The sequence below is a fragment of the Nocardioides sp. zg-1230 genome (assembly GCF_013155335.1).
Lineage (GTDB): Bacteria > Actinomycetota > Actinomycetes > Propionibacteriales > Nocardioidaceae > Nocardioides.
The window spans coordinates 22,350-39,018 of record NZ_JABJQZ010000006.1; the positions used below are offsets into that span (position 1 = coordinate 22,350).

The window sequence follows — 16,669 nt, forward strand, 5'->3', positions numbered from 1 at the left end:
GTGCGGCCCTACGACGTCCTCTTCGAGCAGGCGCTGACCCGGTTCGACCCCGAGCGGATCCACCACGCGGCCTTCCGTGCGATCCGGGCGGCGGCGCCCGTCACGGGACGGACGGTCCGCGTGCCGTCCGCGCCCGTGCGCGCGCTGGGCCTGACGTTCCCGCACCCGCTCGGCCTGGCGGCCGGCTTCGACAAGAACGCCGTCGGGATCGACGGGCTCGCCGCCCTCGGCTTCGGCCACGTCGAGGTCGGCACCGTCACCGGCGAGGCGCAGCCCGGCAACCCGACGCCGCGGCTGTTCCGGCTGCCCGACGACCGGGCGATCGTCAACCGGATGGGCTTCAACAACGACGGCGCCGAGGTGGTGGCCCGCCGGCTCGCCGCGTGGCGGGCCGGCGGGGGATCGACGATCCTCGGCGTCAACATCGGCAAGACGAAGGTCGTGCCCGAGGAGGAGGCGGCCCGCGACTACGAGAAGTCGACCGGGCTCCTGGCCCGCTACGCCGACTACCTCGTCGTCAACGTGTCCTCGCCCAACACGCCCGGCCTGCGCGACCTGCAGGCGGTGGAGAAGCTCGAGCCCCTGCTGCAGGCCGTACGCCGTCGCGCCGACGAGGTGCGACCCGACGACCGCGTGCCGCTGCTGGTGAAGATCGCCCCCGACCTCAGCGACGACGACGTCCTGGCCGTCGCCGACCTCGCCCTCGCGACCGGGCTCGACGGCATCATCGCCACCAACACGACCATCAGCCGCGACGGCCTCGCCACCTCGACGTCCCGGGTGGAGGAGATCGGCGCAGGTGGCCTGAGCGGGCGCCCGCTCACCCAGCGGTCGGAGGACGTCGTACGCCTGCTGCGCGAGCGCGTCGGTCCCGACCTCACCCTCGTCGGGGTCGGCGGCATCACGACCGTCGACGACGCCCGGCGGCGGCTCGCGGCCGGTGCCGACCTGTTGCAGGGCTACACCGCGTTCGTCTACGAGGGCCCGCTGTGGCCGCAGCGGATCGTGAAGGGCATCGTCCGGGGGCTCGCCACGGATGGCTGAGGTGCGGGGAGCAGGGGAGGGGAAGACCCACCCGAGCGTGCACGTCGACGGCGAGGTGGTCGCCACCAAGCGCGTCGGCGGCTACCGCCACCTGACCCTCACCGCGCCGGGCGTCCCGGAGCGGTTCCGCGCGGGCAACTTCGTCGCCGTCAGCGTGGCCGGACACGTCGCCAGGCGGGCGCTGTGGGTGCACCGCGTCCGGGCGTCCAGCGCGTTCGGCCCCACCCTCGACGTCGTCGTGGAGGAGCGGGGGAGCGGCACCGCCTGGCTCGCCGCGCAGCCCGTCGGCGCCCGGATCGCGATCACGGGCCCGCTCGGCCGGCCCTTCGCGCTGCCGAAGGAAGCCGTGTCGTGCCTGCTCGTCGGTGAGGGCTACGCCGCCGCCCCGCTCTTCCCGCTCGCCGAGCGGCTCCGTGAGCGCGGGTGCGCGGTCTCGCTCGTCGTCTCGGCGCCCGACGAGGCCCGCCTGCTGTCCGCGCTCGAGGCGCGCCGCTCCGCCCGGTCGGTCACCGTCCTGACCGCCGACGGCTCCGTCGGCCAGCGCGGCACCGTCGCCGACCACGTGGACGACCTCGTACGCCGCAGCGACGCCGACGTGGTCTACGCCGCCGGGCCCCACGCCGTGCTCCGCAGCGCCGCCGGCGCAGCCGAGCGGGCCGGCGCCTGGAGCCAAGTTGCGGTCGAGACCCCGACCCCGTGCGGCACCGGCCTGTGCCACGGGTGCCCGCTCCCCGTCGTCGGCGAGGACGGTGTCGAACGGGTCGTCCGCGCCTGTGCCGAGGGCCCCGTGGTCCGGGGCGACCGGGTTCGGTGGGACGCCCTCGGCAATGGGTTGGGAGATGGCTTGTGAGCGCCGGCCTGCCGGGCCCCGTGATGGTCGCCTCCGGGTGCGGCGGCACCGGGCGCGAGCTCGAGCCGTACGCCGGCCCCGACGGCCTCGTCGGCCTCGACCTCGTCACCCGCTCGATCACCCTCGACCCGCGCGCCGGCGGTCCCGGCCCGCGCATCGCCGAGGTGCCGGGCGGGCTCGTCAATGCCGTCGGCCTGCCCAACCCCGGGCTCGAGCACTTCCTCGCCACCGAGCTGCCGTGGCTGGTGCGGGCGGGCGCGCGCGTGCTCGTGTCGATCGCCGGCTCGACGATGGGGGAGTACGCCGACCTCGCCCGTCGCCTCAGCCGCGCCCCCGGCGTCGCCGGGCTGGAGGTCAACGTCGGTGCGCCCGACGAGGCGGGCGCCGGCCTGTTCGAGGTGCGCGAGCCCTACCACTCGGCCAGCGTCATCGCGGCCGTGCGCCGCGAGTTCCCCTCCGACCGGCCCGTCCTCGCCAAGCTGCGCCCCGACGTGTCCCGCATCGTCGAGGGCGCCCGCTCGTGCCACGAGGCCGGTGCCACCGCGGTCGTGATCGGCAACGCCGTGCCCGCCGCGTTCCCCGACGGGCGGGCCGGTGGCCTCAGCGGTCCGGCCGTCGCCCCGGTCGCGCTGCGCTGTGTCGTCGAGGTGCACCGCGCCCTGCCCGACGTCCCGACCGTCGGGTGCGGCGGCGTCCACGACGTCCGGTCGGCCAACGCCTACCTCGACGCCGGCGCGAGCGCCGTACAGGTCGGCACCGCCCTGCTCCACGACCCGACGACCGTGGCCCGGCTGCGGGCCGCGCTCGACCCGTCCCGGTCCCACCCCTCACAGGAGGACGCATGACCCCCTTCGGCACCCGTCTGGCCCGCGCGATCGAGGAGCGCGGACGCTTCTGCGTCGGCATCGACCCGCACGCGGCCCTGCTGCACGAGTGGGGCCTCGACGACGACGTCGCCTCCCTGGAGCGGTTCGCGCTCACCGTGGTGGAGGCGGTCGCACCCGTGGTCGGGGTCGTGAAGCCGCAGAGCGCCTTCTACGAGCGGTTCGGCAGCCGCGGGGTGGCGGTCCTCGAGCGCGTCGTGGCCGAGTCCCGCGCCGCCGGGGCGCTGGTGCTGATGGACGCCAAGCGCGGTGACATCGGCTCGACCAGCCAGGCCTACGCCGACGCCTACCTCGACCCCTCCTCGCCCCTCGGCTCCGACGCCCTCACCGCGAGTCCCTACCTCGGCTTCGGTTCGCTCGACCCGATGGTCGAGGCCTGCCGGCGCCACGGTGGCGGCCTGTTCGTCCTCGCCCTCACGTCCAACAAGGAGGGACCGGAGGTGCAGCACGCGTGCACCGGAGACGCCACGGTCGCCGGGAACGTGCTGGCGCACCTGCGGGCGGCCAACGCGGGCGCCGAGCCCGTCGGCTCGTTCGGCGCGGTCGTCGGCGCCACGATCGGCGAGACCGACGAGGACCTCGACATCAACGGCCCCCTGCTGGTCCCCGGCTTCGGTGCCCAGGGCGGCACGGTCGACGACCTGACGCGCATCTTCGGGCCCGCCGCGCGGTGGGCGCTCCCCAGCTCGTCGCGCGAGGTGCTGCGTGCCGGTCCCGGCATCGGCGCCCTGCGCGACGCCGCCCTGCGGGGCAACGACGCCGTGCGAGGCTTGGGGGCGTGAAGCCCCTCGCTCCGGCGCTCCTGCTGGTCTGCGTGGCCTGCCTGGCGGTGACCGGCTGCTCGAGCGACCCGCAGGCCGACTACTGCGAGGCGGTCGACGAGCACCAGGTCGCTCTCAGCGAGGTCGCGGCGTCCGAGGACGCCGGAGCCGTCTTCGAGGCCCTCGACGACTACGAGGAGCTGGCCGAGGTGGCCCCGCGTGACATCGCCGACGACTGGGCGGCGGTCGTGGAGCCGTTGCGCACGCTCGAGGAGGTGCTCGAAGCGCACGACGTCGATGCGTCGACGTACACCCACGACGAGCCGCCCGCCGGGCTCGACGCCGCGGCCCGCAAGGAGATCGAGGCGGCCGCCCGGGCGGTCGGCGCGCAGCGCACGGTGGAGGCGATGACCGAGGTCGAGCAGCACGCGCTCGACGTGTGCGGGACGCCGCTGTCGAGGTAGTGAAGCGGGAGCGACGGGCCGGGGTGTCGCCCACGTCACCTCGTCCGGGCAATCGCACGGGCTCGATTGCCTGCCCCGTCGCGACGTGACTAGATTGACCCGCACCGTCCGGAGCCTCCTCCGACGTCTCTTGACCGCACGTCCGACCGCACGTCCGACCCCAGAAGGATCGCTTTCGTGGCCTTGCCCCCTCTGACGCCCGAGCAGCGCCAGGCAGCCCTCGACAAGGCTGCGGCCTCCCGACGCGAGCGGGCCGAGGTGAAGAACCGCCTCAAGAACTCGGGCGGCTCGATCGTCGACGTCCTCCGCGAGGGCCAGACCAACGAGGTCATCGGCAAGATGCGTGTCGTCGAGCTGCTCCAGTCGGTGCCCGGCCTCGGCCGCGTGCGGGCGCGCCAGACGATGGAGCGCCTCGGCATCGCCGAGAGCCGCCGCGTGCGCGGCCTGGGCGTCAAGCAGGTCGCTGCGCTCGAGCGTGAGTTCGGCCCCGACGCCTCGTGACCGATCCCGCTGAGACGCCTGCCGCCGGCTCGACCGGCACCACCCCTGCCGGTTCCACCCCCACCCGTTCCCGGCTGATCGTCCTCGCCGGACCCACGGCCGTGGGCAAGGGCACGGTGGCCGCCGCTGTGCGCGAGACGCACCCCGAGGTGTGGATCTCCGTGTCCGCCACGACGCGCGCACCCCGCCCCGGCGAGGAGAACGGCGTGCACTACTGGTTCGTCTCCGACGAGGAGTTCGACGCCATGATCGACAAGGGCGACCTCCTCGAGTGGGCCGTGGTCCACAAGGCGGCCCGCTACGGCACCCCGCGCGGTCCGGTCGACCTCGCCCTGGCCTCCGGCCACCCGGCGATGCTCGAGATCGACCTGCAGGGCGCCCGGCAGGTGCGGGAGACGATGCCCGAGGCCCTGTTCGTCTTCCTCAAGCCCCCGTCGTGGGACGAGCTCGTACGACGTCTCGTCGGGCGCGGCACCGAGACCGAGGCCGAGCGGGAGCGCCGCCTCGAGACCGCCCGGGCCGAGCTGGCCGCCGAGAGCGAGTTCGACGTCACCATCGTCAACCACGAAGTTCACGCCGCTGCCGACGAGTTGGTAGCCTTGATGGTTGGACCTGCTCCATCCGCACCCTGACGAGATCTGACTAGCGAGGCACCCACACCGTGGCTTCTCCCACCATCGCCGCCGAGGGCGTGACCAACCCCTCGATCGACGACCTGCTCACCAAGACCGACAGCAAGTACAAGCTGGTGCTCTACAGCGCCCAGCGCGCCCGCCAGATCAACGCCTACTACTCCCAGCTCGGCGAGGGCCTGCTGGAGTACGTCGGTCCGCTCGTCGACACCCACGTCCAGGAGAAGCCGCTGTCGATCGCGCTCCGCGAGATCAACGACGACCTCCTGACCTGCGAGGACATCGACCCCGCCGCCGAGGCCGCCGCCGCCGAGGCTGCTGCCGGCGACGCCACGGAGTGACGCGAGCCTCCCGATGACCATCAGGGTCGTCCTGGGAGTCACCGGCGGCATCGCGGCCTACAAGGCCTGCGAGCTGCTGCGCCGGTTCACCGAGTCGGGGCACGACGTCACCGTCGTGCCCACGGCCTCGGCGCTGCAGTTCGTCGGCGCCCCCACGTGGTCCGCCCTGTCGGGCAAGCCGGTGGCCACCGACGTGTGGACCGACGTCCACGCCGTGCCCCACGTCCACATCGGCCAGCAGGCCGACGTGGTCGTGGTCGCGCCGGCGACAGCCGACCTGCTCGCCCGGGCCGCCCACGGTCTGGCCGACGACCTGCTCACCAACACGCTCCTCACCGCACGGTGCCCGGTGGTGTTCGCCCCGGCGATGCACACCGAGATGTGGGAGCACCGCGCCACGCAGGCCAACGTCGCCACCCTGCGCGCGCGCGGCGCGCTCGTCATCGAGCCCGCCGTCGGCCGCCTGACCGGCGCCGACACCGGCAAGGGCCGGCTGCCCGAGCCGGCCGAGATCTACGAGCTCGTGCGCGGGCTCCTCGACCGCGGACCCGACGCCACCCAGGACCTCGCCGGGCGCAAGGTGGTCGTCTCCGCCGGCGGCACCCGCGAGTACCTCGACCCGGTCCGCTTCCTCGGCAACCGGTCATCCGGCCTGCAGGGCTACGCCCTCGCCCGGGCGGCAGCCTCGCGCGGAGCCCACGTCACCCTCGTGAGCGCCAACGTGACCCTGCCCGACCCGGCCGGCGTGAGCGTCGTACACGTCGAGACGACCGAGCAGCTGCGCGAGGCGGTCGTCACCGCGACCGCCACGGCGGACGCGGTCGTGATGGCCGCGGCCCCCGCCGACTTCCGGCCCACCGCGGTGAGCCAGGCCAAGATCAAGAAGGCCGACGACGGGTCCGCGCCGGCCATCGAGCTGACGCAGAACCCCGACATCCTGGCCGAGATCTCCCACGACCGGACCCGCGAGGACGCCGTCATCGTGGGCTTCGCCGCCGAGACCGGTGACGCCACCGGCTCGGTGCTCGACCTCGGGCGGGCCAAGCTGGCCCGCAAGGGCTGCGATCTCCTCGTCGTCAACGACGTCAGCGGGGGAGCGGTCTTCGGCAGTGCCGACAACGAGGCGGTCGTCCTGGCGGCCGACGGGGCAGCCGTGGAGGTCCCGCGCGGGTCCAAGACCGCGCTCGCCCACGTCATCTGGGACGAGGTCGCCCGGCGATTCGCCGGGTGAGACACACGTCCCGGATGCTGGTCAGCAGGTACGTTTTGACCGAACCGTTCGACAGAAGAAGCGAGTGACGACGTGGCTGGACGCCTCTTTACCTCCGAGTCCGTGACCGAGGGTCACCCGGACAAGATCGCCGACCGCATCAGCGACTCGGTCCTCGACCACCTGATGGCCGAGGACCCCGACAAGGCCAACCTGCGGGTGGCCGTCGAGACGCTGCTGACCACCGGCCTCGTCGTCGTCGCCGGTGAGGTGCGCACGGGTGCCTACGCCCCGGTGGCCGACATCGTCCGCAAGGCGATCCTCGACATCGGCTACGACTCCTCCGAGAAGGGCTTCGACGGCCACACCTGCGGCGTGCAGGTCGCGATCGGCGCCCAGTCGAGCGACATCGCCGCCGGTGTCGACGCCGGTCACGAGTCCCGCGTGGGCTCGTCCGAGGACGAGCTCGACAAGCGCGGCGCCGGCGACCAGGGCCTGATGTTCGGCTACGCCTGCGACGACACCCCGCAGCTGATGCCGCTCCCGATCACCATCGCCCAGCGGCTCGCGCAGCGCCTGACCGAGGTCCGCAAGGACGCCACGCTCGGCTACCTCCGTCCCGACGGCAAGACCCAGGTCACCATCGAGTACGACGAGAACGACCGCCCCCTGCGCATCGACACCGTCGTGCTCTCCACCCAGCACGACCCCGACGTCGAGCACGCCCAGCTCGAGGCCGACATCAAGCAGCACGTCATCGACGTGGTGCTCGCCGAGCTCGACCTGCCCTCCGAGGGCTACCGGATGCTGGTCAACCCCACCGGCACCTTCGTCATCGGTGGCCCGATGGGCGACGCCGGCCTCACCGGCCGCAAGATCATCGTCGACACCTACGGCGGCATGGCCCGCCACGGCGGCGGCGCGTTCTCCGGCAAGGACCCCTCCAAGGTGGACCGCTCGGCCGCCTACGCGATGCGCTGGGTCGCCAAGAACGTCGTGGCCGCCGGTCTGGCCACCCGCTGCGAGGCGCAGGTCGCCTACGCCATCGGCAAGGCCGCTCCCGTGGGGGTGTTCATCGAGACCTTCGGCACCGGCGTCGTCACGGACGAGCAGATCCAGGACGCCGTCCTCGAGGTCTTCGACCTCCGCCCGGCCGCGATCATCCGTGACCTCGACCTGCTCCGCCCGATCTACGCCCAGACCTCGGCCTACGGCCACTTCGGCCGCGAGCTCCCCGAGTTCACCTGGGAGAGCACCGACCGCGCCGACAAGCTCAAGGCCGCCGTCGGCATCTGAGGCCCGGCGCCCCTCGGGGACTCCCCGCTCGAGCGGGGGGTCCGCACCTGGAGGGGCACACAACCCCCACCAGGTGTCGGAGTTCCCCACCAGGTCGGGGTGTCGGCGCCCGCTGACACAATCGGCCGCATGAGCACCCACGAAGCCCCGGAAGCAGACATGCTCCCGGGGCTTCGTGCTGCCGTCGACGACGCGAAGGCCAAGGCGGCTGCCACCCGGCGCCGCAAGGCCGCGGCGTGGCAGCCGGCCGAGACCGACCCCGTCGCCCGGGTGCTCGTCGACATCGCGCTCGCCCACCTCGACCGCCCGTTCGACTACGCCGTCCCCACCGCGATGGCCCAGTCCGCTGTCCCGGGTGCCCGGGTGAAGGTGCGCTTCGCCGGCCAGGACGTCGACGGCTACGTCGTCGAGCGCGCCAGCACCACCGACCACACCGGCGCCCTGCAGCCGCTGCGTCGGGTGGTGAGTCCCGAGCCTGTGCTCGCCCCCGAGATCGTCGAGCTCAGCGAGGTCCTCGCCCGACGCTACGCCGGTGCCCGGTCCGACGTGCTGCGCCTGGCCGTCCCACCCCGCCACGCCGCCACGGAGAAGGTCGACTCACCTCCCGCACCCGCCCCGCCGGACCTCGACGCGCCCACGGCGTGGTCGGCGGTCGAGCACGCCGACGCGTTCCTCCGGCGCCTCGGCGCCGGGGAGGCGCCCCGAGCCGTGTGGTCGGCCGCACCCGGTGACGACTGGCCCGCCATGGTCGCCGAGGCGGTGGCCACGACGTACGCCACCGGGCGCGGCGTGCTGGTCTGCGTCCCCGACCGCCGCGACGTCGCCCGGGTGGACGCCGCCCTGGCACACCTGCTGCCGGGACACCACGTGTGCCTGACCGCCGACGGCGGCCCGGCCGCTCGCTACCGCGACTTCCTGGCCGTCTGCCGCGGCGCGCGACGCATCGTCGTCGGCACCCGCTCCGCCGCCTTCGCGCCCGTGCACGACCTCGGGCTCGTCGTCATCTGGGACGACGGCGACGACCTGCACGCCGAGCCGCGGGCGCCCTACCCGCACACCCGTGAGGTGCTCCTCCTGCGGGCCGGTCAGCAGGGCACGGCGGCGCTGCTCGGCGGAGTGGCCCGCACCCCGGAGGCCGAGCAGCTGGTCGCCTCCGGCTGGGCGCACGAGCTGACGGTGCCCCGCCAGGTGCTGCGGAGCCGGGCCCGGGTCGAGGTCGTGCCGGCCGAGGACCGCTCCGTCGGCACCCGCGTCCCCCGCGCGGCCTACGACGCCATCCGTCGCGGCCTCGCGGGCGGTCCCGTGCTCGTGCAGACCCCGCGCGCGGGCTACGCCGCCTCCCTGGCGTGCGACACCTGCCGCGCGCCCGCCCGGTGTGTCGTGTGCACCGGTCCGCTGGTCGTCGACGGTCCGGCCGTGCCGCCGCACTGCCGCTGGTGCGGGCACGTCGAGCCGGCGTGGGCCTGCTCCACCTGCGGCGGCCACGGCCTGCGCGCTCCCGTGCGTGGGGAGGCCCGCACCGCGGAGGAGCTGGGCCGGATGTTCCCCGGCACCACGGTGCGCAGCTCCAGCGGCGATCGCGTGGTCGACCGGGTCAGCGCGTCACCCGACCTCGTCGTCGCCACCGTCGGGGCCGAGCCAGTTGCCGAGGAGGGCTACGCGGCCGTCGTCGTCCTCGACACCTGGCTGAGCCTGGCGCGTGCCGACCTGCGGGCTGCCGAGGAGGCCCTGCGCCGGTGGTTCAACGCGGCCGTGCTGGTTCGTCCCGGTGGTCACGTCGTGGCGGTCGGCGACCCGGCGCACCCGGCGCTCCAGGCGCTGGTCCGCTGGGACCCCGCCGGCTTCGCTCGCCGGGAGGTCCACGAGCGGTCCCAGGCCCACCTGCCGCCGGCCGCCCGGCTCGCGACGGTCACCGGTGACCTCGGCGCCCTCGACGACGTCCTCCACCTGCTCGACCTGCCCGACGGCGCCGAGGTGCTCGGCCCCGTCCCGGCCGACGACGAGCACCGGGTGCTGCTCCGCGTGCCACGCTCGAGCGGCGAGGCGCTCTCCCGCTCGCTCGGTGACCTCCAGCGGGTCCGCTCGGCCCGCAAGCTCGACCCCGTCCGGATCCAGGTCGACCCGCTCACCATCTGAGGCCGCCCACAGCCCGGCCCGCCGGCCCGTCGCCTGCGGGGGCGTCGTGCGTCATGGCGCCCGGCCGCCCCGAGGACCACCGGCCATGACGTCATGACGACCGCTCCCTAGACTTGGCCACTGCCCGGTCGACCCCGAGCACGCCCACCACCTCGACGAGCGAAGGAGCTCCGTGGCCGTCCAGCCCATCCGTCTCTTCGGTGATCCCGTGCTGCGCCAGCGCGCGATCGAGGTGGACGACTTCGACCGCGAGGTCCGCCAGCTCGTCACCGACCTGACCGACACGATGCTCGCGGCCCCGGGGGCGGGTCTCGCGGCGCCGCAGATCGGCGTGGGCCTGCGGGTCTTCACCTGGAACGTGGAGGGCGAGGTCGGCCACCTGGTCAACCCGTCCCTCGAGCTCTCCGACGAGACGCAGGACGGCGCCGAGGGGTGCCTCTCCCTGCCCGAGCTGACCTACGACTGCCTCCGCGCGCTGTCGGTGGTCGCGACCGGCTTCGACATGTACGGCGAGCCGCAACGCATCGAGGCCTCCGAGCTCCTCGCCCGCGCCATGCAGCACGAGACCGACCACCTCGACGGCATCCTCTTCATCGACAGGCTCGACACCGCAGCCCGCAAGGCGGCGATGAGGGAGATCCGCCAGTCCGAGTGGTTCGGCCTGGAGCGGCCGACGGTCCGGCTGAGCCCCCACCCGACGAACGGGTTCGCCCGATGAAGGCCACGAGCTGATGCGCGTCGTGTTCGCCGGCACCCCAGAGGTCGCCGTGCCCGCCCTCGACGCGATCGCCGCCAGCCGCCACGAGCTGGTCGGGGTCGTCACCCGGCCCGACGCCCCGAGCGGTCGCGGTCGTCGGCTGGTCGCCAGCCCGGTCGCCCAGCGGGCGGAGGAGCTCGGCGTACCCGTCCTGAAGCCGGAGCACCCGCGCGACCCGGACTTCCAGGCTGCCCTCGCCGCGCTGCGTCCCGACGCCTGCCCCGTGGTGGCCTACGGTGCGCTGCTCCCGCAGTCGGCGCTCGACCTGGTGCCGCACGGCTGGATCAACCTGCACTTCTCGGTGCTGCCGTCGTGGCGCGGCGCCGCGCCGGTGCAGCACTCGCTGTGGGCCGGCGACGAGGTCACCGGCGCGACGACCTTCCGCATCGTCAAGGCGCTCGACGCCGGACCGGTCTTCGGCGTGATGACCGAGACGATCCGGCCCACCGACACCGCCGGAGACCTCCTCGCCCGCCTCGCCGAGGGGGGAGCCGGCCTGCTGGTGCAGACCCTCGACGGGATCGAGGACGGCACGCTCGAGGCACGTGAGCAGCCCGAGGACGGCGTCTCGTTCGCGCCGAAGATCCTCGTCGACGACGCCCGCATCGACTGGACCCACCCCGCCGTCGCGATCGACCGCCAGGTGCGCGCCTGCGACCCCGCCCCCGGCGCCTGGAGCACCTTCGAGGGCGAGCGGATCAAGATCGGGCCGGTGCGCCCCGTCGACCGGGAGCCCCTCGAGCCGGGCGTCATGGAGGTCACCAAGAACGCCGTCCACGTCGGCACCGCCACGTCGCCCGTCGAGCTGGGCCAGGTCAAGGCGTTCGGCAAGAAGCAGATGGCCGCCGCCGACTGGGCCCGCGGCGTACGCCTCGAGTCGGGCACCCGGCTCGGCGAGCAGGACGCCCCGTCGTGAGCACGCCGGCGCGTCCCGAGGACGTCGACGAGATCTGCGGCAGCCTGCCGGAGACCGAGCTCGGCATCTCGTGGGGCGACCGGCCGACGTGGAAGGTCCCCCGCGGCGACAAGGGCAGGGGCTTCGTCCTCTACCGGGCGCCGCACAAGACCGCGGTCGACCCCGAGACGGGGGAGATGTACGACGACCTGGTGGTGATCACGACGCCCACCGAGGTGGAGAAGCACGCCCTGGTCGAGGACGGGTCGACGCCGTTCTTCACCATCGACCACTTCAAGGGCTACAGCGCCGTGCTGGTGCAGCTGTCGCGGCTCGGCGAGATCAGCCGCGACGAGCTGGAGGAGATCATCACCGACGCATGGGCGGCCAGGGCGCCGAAGAAGCTCGTGCAGGAGCACCTCGGTGGGTGAGCGCCGCCGCCCCGTCGACAAACCCCGGCGCGCGGCGCTCGACGTGCTGACGGCCGTGCGCACCGACGACGCCTACGCCAACCTCGTGCTGCCCCAGGTGCTGCGCAAGCACGGGCTCCAGGGCCGTGACGCTGCGCTCGCCACCGAGCTCTCGTCCGGGGCCATCCGGATGCACGGGTTGTACGACGCCGTCATCGACGCCTGCCTGACCAGGCCGAAGCTCCAGCCGGAGGTGCGCGACGTCCTGCGGCTCGGCACCCACCAGCTGCTCTCCATGCGCGTCCCCGACCACGCGGCGATCTCGACCAGCGTCGACCTCGTCCGTGCGACGGTCGGCCAGGGGCCCGCCGGGCTCGTGAACGCTGTGCTGCGCAAGGTCAGCCGACGCGACCTCGACGCCTGGGTCGCCGAGGTCACCCCCGATCGGCAGGACGACCCTCGGGGCCACCTCGCGGTCGCCCGGTCCCACCCGCGCTGGGTCGTCGACGCGCTGGGTGAGGCGCTGACCGCCTCGCTCGGGGCCGACGACGAGCTCGACGCGCTGCTGGAGGCCGACAACGCCCCGCCGCGGGTCACCCTGGTCGCCCGTCCGGGCATGGCGAGCGTCGAGGAGCTGGAGGCCGCGGGCGGCACCCGCACCGGCCGGTCGCCGTACGCCGTCACGCTCGCTGGCGGCGACCCGGCCGCCGTGCCTGCGGTCGCCGAGGGACGAGCCGGCGTCCAGGACGAGGGCTCCCAGCTCGTCGCCCTCGCGCTCGCCGACGCCGCGGTGGACGGCCGGGACGAGCGGTGGCTCGACCTGTGCGCCGGACCGGGGGGCAAGGCGGCCCTGCTGGCCTCCCTCGCCGCGCAGCGCGGAGCCGTGCTCGTCGCCAACGAGCGCCAGCCCCACCGCGCCGGTCTCGTCGCCTCGGCCCTGCGTGCTGCTCCGGCCGGCGCCGCACACGTGCTGGCCGGTGACGGGATACGCCCGGCGTGGCTCCCGGGCACCTTCGACCGCGTGCTCGTCGACGCGCCGTGCTCGGGGCTCGGTGCCCTCCGGCGTCGCCCGGAGTCGCGCTGGCGTCGTACGGCCCAGGACGTCGAGGAGCTGGTCGCGATCCAACAAGTCCTGCTCGACGCGGCGCTGGAGTCGGTCCGCCCGGGTGGGGTGGTGGTCTACGCGACCTGCTCGCCGGTGGTCGTGGAGACCAGCGACGTCGTACGCGCCGTGCTGGAGCGCCGAGACGACACCGACGAGGTCGACCGTTTCCAGCTGTGGCCGCACCGTGACGGCACCGACGCGATGTTCGCCGCCACGCTGCGCCGCCGCGGCTGACGGCGAGACGAGGACCTTGGGGCGTCAGTCGTCCTGCAGGTGACGGAGGTAGGCCCACGGCTCGGCGAGGTAGCGTCGCCAGTGGTCGACGACCTCGAGATCCTCCCAGGCGGACTCGCGCAGCCCCCACGGGCCGACCTCGAGGATCCGGGCGCCGGGCATCGCGGCGAGCACGGGGGAGTGGGTGGCGCAGAGCACCTGTCCCTTGCGGGCCACCACCCGCTGCAGCGCGGCAACGAGCCCGAGCGTGGAGGAGAACGACAGCGCCGCCTCCGGCTCGTCGAGGCAGAAGAAGCCCTGCCCGGTGAACCGCGACTCGAGCACCGCGAGGAACGACTCGCCGTGGCTCATCTCGTGGAAGGCGACGTCGTCGTCACCACTCGTCCTCGGATGGTCCTCGATGTAGGAGTACCAGCCGTGCATCGTCTCGGCGCGCAGGAAGAAGCCCCACCTGCTCGCCCCGGGGCCCCTGACCAGCTGGAGCGCCTCGCCGAGCGGTGACTCCGTCGCCCGCGAGGAGTGCCGGCTGTGCGTGCTGCCACCCTCGGGCGACAGGCCGAACGCGATGGCGACGGCCTCGACCAGCGTCGACTTGCCGGAGCCGTTCTCGCCGACCAGGAAGGTGACACCCGGGCCGAGGTCGAGGCCGTCGCGCAGCACCTGGGCGACGGCGGGGATGGACGCGGGGTAGCGGTGGGCGGCGAGAGCCTGACCGGCGCTCGCCTCGACGCGGCGCACGGGGTGGCGAGCGACGTCCTGACCCCGCAGCGGCATGTCGTCAACCTAGCCGGCGCCTCGGACAGTCCGTCGCCTCAGACGGGCCGAGGCCACAGCCCGGCCCAAGGTTGTCCGTGGATTGGCCACCAATTGGGGTGACTTCCACGCCTGGACGGTTCACATCCTTTGCTTTGACCACCATGATGGAGTCAGCTCGGCACACCGGAGGGGTGTGCCGTGTCACGGGGAGCAGGAATCCATGCACGTGCGCAACATCATGACGGCCGTGGCCGCCACCACCTTGACGATGACCATGGGGACGACCCTGGTCACCGCTCCCGCGCATGCGGCGGGTGGGACGCGCACCGTGTCGGGCCCTGCCACGGGTGACCCCGACGTCTACCTGACCTACGTCGGGTGTGCAGACCTGCTGGGGGCCGCCGCTGCTCCCGCGTCCCGGATCAACCTCGGTCCCTACGCCGCCCCGCTCGGGCGCCGCTCGCTCGGCCTCGTCCCGTCGGGCGCGGGCAGCGCGGCCGGTCCCTACGCCTCGTTCGGCTCTCTCGCCGCCCTCGACACCTCGGTCGCGGTCGCGGCGACCGGTGGGAGCTCTGGCGTCTCGTGGGTCATGGCCGTCACCCGGCAGAGCCCGGCGGGCACCGCATGGCGCGGTCGCGCGGCCGTGTCGGTCCCGGCCGGCTCCTGGACCACGGTCTCCTCCGCCGCGCTGTCCTACGACTGGGCGCTGGTCGACCTCGCCTCCGGCGCCACGGTCGACCGGGTCGGCTCGGCCACGCCCGCCCAGTTCGCCGCAGCGCACGGCGACGGCGCGGGGTTCGCGGTCACCGGCTTCGGCTGTGACGGCAAGGCCTTCAACCTCGACGCCGTGCGCGCATCCGGCTCGACCCTCGACTTCGAGGGTGTCTCGTTGACGACCACCGTCGCAGCCTCCAAGCAGCAGGCCGACCCGGGGCAGGAGGTCGAGCTGATCGGACGGGTCACCGACGGCTCCGGCCGGGTGACCGGCGACCCGCTCGTGCTGGAGTCGCGGGCCCCCGGCGGCCAGTGGGCCCCGGTCGGCAAGGCCGTCCTCGCCGGTCGCGACGGCGTGGCGCGCGTCGTCGTACCCGTCGCGGAGACCACCGAGTTCCGCTGGCACCGTCCCCAGAGCCAGTACGCCGACGAGGGCTGGTCCGACACCGTGACGGTGACGGTTGAGCAGCCGCCGGAGCAGCAGGCCCCGTCTGAGCAGCCAGACGGCCAACAGGACGGCGGCCAGCAGGACGGCGGCCAGCAGGACGGCGGCCAGCAGGACGGCGGCCAGCAGGACGGCGGCCAGCAGGGCGAGTCCGAGGCTCCTGCGCCCTGAGAACCTCTGGCGTCGGCGCTCACGGCTAGGCTCCTCGACATGGCGTCGCCGTTCACCGAGGTCGAGGTCGACGACCGCGTCGTCAAGGTCACCAACCCCGACCGGGTGTACTTCCCGCCCACCGATGCGGCCCCGAGCGGGGCCACCAAGCTCGACCTGGTGCACTACTACCTCGCCGTGGGCGACGGGATCGTCAACGCGCTGTTCGAGCGCCCGTGCATGCTGCATCGGTTCCCCAAGGGCCTGGCCGGGGAGAAGGTGCACCAGAAGCGGCTGCCGGCGGGCGCGCCCGAGTGGGTCGAGACCGTCCAGCTGTTCTTCCCCCGGTGGAAGCGGACGGCCGACGAGCTGTGCGTGACCGAGCTCGCCAGCGTCATCTGGGCGGTGCAGATGTCGACGGTCGAGTTCCACCCGTGGAACAGCCGGCGCGCCGACACCGAGAAGCCCGACGAGTGGCGCATCGACCTCGACCCCGGGCCGGAGTGCGACTGGGCCACGGTGCAGCGGGTGGCCCACGTCGTCCACGAGGTGCTCGACGAGCTGGGTGCGGTGGGCTTCCCCAAGACCAGCGGTGGGTCCGGGATGCACGTCTACGTGCGGATCCCGCCCGACCACGGCTTCCAGGACGTACGACGCGGCGCGCTGGCCTTCGCGCGGGAGGTCGAGCGGCGGGCCGGGGGAGACGTCACCACCGCCTGGTGGCGCAAGGACCGCGACCCCACGCAGCTCTTCGTCGACTACAACCAGAACGCCCGCGACCACACGATCGCGGCGGCCTACTCCGTCAGGGGCGTCCCCGAGGCCCGGGTGTCGGCGCCGATCCGGTGGGACGAGGTCGACGACTGCGTGCCCGACGACTTCACCATCTTCACGATGCCCGAACGCTTCGCGCAGATCGGCGACCTGCACGCCGACATCGACGACCACCCCTTCGACATCGGCCCACTCCTGGAGTGGGCGGTGCGCGACGAGGCCGAGGGCGCCGAGGCGCCCCCGGAGCCTGAGGAGGCGTAGGCCCCACAGCCGGCACACAGGCCGTCCTCATGGTCCTCTCACCCTCGCG

The 16,669-nt window shown here is 73.8% G+C and carries 18 protein-coding genes; 17 read left to right on the top strand and 1 reads right to left on the bottom strand.

From position 1 onward, the window contains the following. The 15 genes from HOO61_RS18340 to HOO61_RS18410 all read left to right on the top strand — a co-directional run bounded on the left by HOO61_RS18340 (position 1) and on the right by HOO61_RS18410 (position 13,520). The gene (locus HOO61_RS18340) at positions 1-1,044 is read left to right on the top strand and encodes a quinone-dependent dihydroorotate dehydrogenase (RefSeq protein ID WP_367650246.1); all 1,044 of its coding nucleotides are present in this window, start codon (positions 1-3) and stop codon (positions 1,042-1,044) included. After that, positions 1,037-1,894 carry a dihydroorotate dehydrogenase electron transfer subunit gene (locus tag HOO61_RS18345; protein WP_172261141.1) on the top strand — a complete coding sequence of 286 codons (858 nt, stop codon included), beginning with the start codon at positions 1,037-1,039 and terminating at the stop codon, positions 1,892-1,894. Before HOO61_RS18340 ends, HOO61_RS18345 begins: the two co-directional genes overlap by 8 nt. Continuing rightward, positions 1,891-2,739 (top strand): nitronate monooxygenase, encoded by an 849-nt coding sequence (locus tag HOO61_RS18350; RefSeq protein ID WP_172261143.1) that lies wholly within the window; start codon positions 1,891-1,893, stop codon positions 2,737-2,739. Before HOO61_RS18345 ends, HOO61_RS18350 begins: the two co-directional genes overlap by 4 nt. Beyond that, entirely contained in the window at positions 2,736-3,560 is an 825-nt protein-coding gene (gene pyrF, locus HOO61_RS18355; RefSeq protein WP_172261145.1) for an orotidine-5'-phosphate decarboxylase, read from the top strand. Before HOO61_RS18350 ends, pyrF begins: the two co-directional genes overlap by 4 nt. Continuing rightward, positions 3,557-4,003: a hypothetical protein gene (locus tag HOO61_RS18360; protein WP_172261147.1), complete on the top strand. Its 447-nt coding sequence runs from the start codon at positions 3,557-3,559 to the stop codon at positions 4,001-4,003. Before pyrF ends, HOO61_RS18360 begins: the two co-directional genes overlap by 4 nt. A gap of 177 nt (positions 4,004-4,180) precedes the next feature. Beyond that, positions 4,181-4,504 (top strand): integration host factor, actinobacterial type, encoded by a 324-nt coding sequence (mihF, locus tag HOO61_RS18365; protein ID WP_172261149.1) that lies wholly within the window; start codon positions 4,181-4,183, stop codon positions 4,502-4,504. A 74-nt stretch (positions 4,505-4,578) separates the two neighbouring features. Beyond that, on the top strand, positions 4,579-5,136 hold the full coding sequence (gene gmk / locus HOO61_RS18370) for a guanylate kinase (protein ID WP_216659123.1): 558 nt from the start codon (positions 4,579-4,581) through the stop codon (positions 5,134-5,136). Positions 5,137-5,165: 29 nt separating this feature from the next. After that, positions 5,166-5,477, top strand: a complete 312-nt coding sequence (rpoZ, locus tag HOO61_RS18375) for a DNA-directed RNA polymerase subunit omega (RefSeq protein WP_172261153.1) — start codon at positions 5,166-5,168, stop codon at positions 5,475-5,477. A gap of 13 nt (positions 5,478-5,490) precedes the next feature. Beyond that, a complete protein-coding gene (coaBC, locus tag HOO61_RS18380) occupies positions 5,491-6,708 on the top strand; it encodes a bifunctional phosphopantothenoylcysteine decarboxylase/phosphopantothenate--cysteine ligase CoaBC (protein WP_172261155.1) in 1,218 nt (405 codons plus the stop codon). Between the two features lie 72 nt (positions 6,709-6,780). Then, complete coding sequence (gene metK / locus HOO61_RS18385) at positions 6,781-7,983, top strand: methionine adenosyltransferase (RefSeq protein ID WP_172261157.1); 1,203 nt, start codon at positions 6,781-6,783, stop codon at positions 7,981-7,983. Between the two features lie 129 nt (positions 7,984-8,112). Beyond that, positions 8,113-10,119: a primosomal protein N' gene (locus tag HOO61_RS18390; RefSeq protein ID WP_172261159.1), complete on the top strand. Its 2,007-nt coding sequence runs from the start codon at positions 8,113-8,115 to the stop codon at positions 10,117-10,119. A 172-nt stretch (positions 10,120-10,291) separates the two neighbouring features. Next, complete coding sequence (gene def, locus HOO61_RS18395; protein ID WP_172261161.1) at positions 10,292-10,837, top strand: peptide deformylase; 546 nt, start codon at positions 10,292-10,294, stop codon at positions 10,835-10,837. Between the two features lie 13 nt (positions 10,838-10,850). Next, on the top strand, positions 10,851-11,792 hold the full coding sequence (gene fmt, locus HOO61_RS18400; RefSeq protein ID WP_172261163.1) for a methionyl-tRNA formyltransferase: 942 nt from the start codon (positions 10,851-10,853) through the stop codon (positions 11,790-11,792). Next, on the top strand, positions 11,789-12,202 hold the full coding sequence (locus tag HOO61_RS18405; protein WP_172261165.1) for an MmcQ/YjbR family DNA-binding protein: 414 nt from the start codon (positions 11,789-11,791) through the stop codon (positions 12,200-12,202). Before fmt ends, HOO61_RS18405 begins: the two co-directional genes overlap by 4 nt. Continuing rightward, positions 12,195-13,520: a transcription antitermination factor NusB gene (locus HOO61_RS18410; protein ID WP_172261167.1), complete on the top strand. Its 1,326-nt coding sequence runs from the start codon at positions 12,195-12,197 to the stop codon at positions 13,518-13,520. Before HOO61_RS18405 ends, HOO61_RS18410 begins: the two co-directional genes overlap by 8 nt. Positions 13,521-13,544: 24 nt before the next feature. Here HOO61_RS18410 and HOO61_RS18415 read toward each other — a convergent pair whose 3' ends face one another. Continuing rightward, positions 13,545-14,294 carry an AAA family ATPase gene (locus HOO61_RS18415; protein WP_172261169.1) on the bottom strand — a complete coding sequence of 250 codons (750 nt, stop codon included), beginning with the start codon at positions 14,292-14,294 and terminating at the stop codon, positions 13,545-13,547. Between the two features lie 202 nt (positions 14,295-14,496). Between HOO61_RS18415 and HOO61_RS18420 the strand changes: the two genes are divergently transcribed. Together HOO61_RS18420 and ligD are read left to right on the top strand one after the other, a co-directional pair. Then, positions 14,497-15,606, top strand: coding sequence for a hypothetical protein (locus tag HOO61_RS18420; protein WP_172261102.1), 1,110 nt, complete (start codon positions 14,497-14,499; stop codon positions 15,604-15,606). A 39-nt stretch (positions 15,607-15,645) separates the two neighbouring features. Then, positions 15,646-16,620, top strand: a complete 975-nt coding sequence (ligD, locus tag HOO61_RS18425; protein ID WP_172261171.1) for a non-homologous end-joining DNA ligase — start codon at positions 15,646-15,648, stop codon at positions 16,618-16,620. The last annotated feature ends 49 nt before the right edge of the window (positions 16,621-16,669 follow it).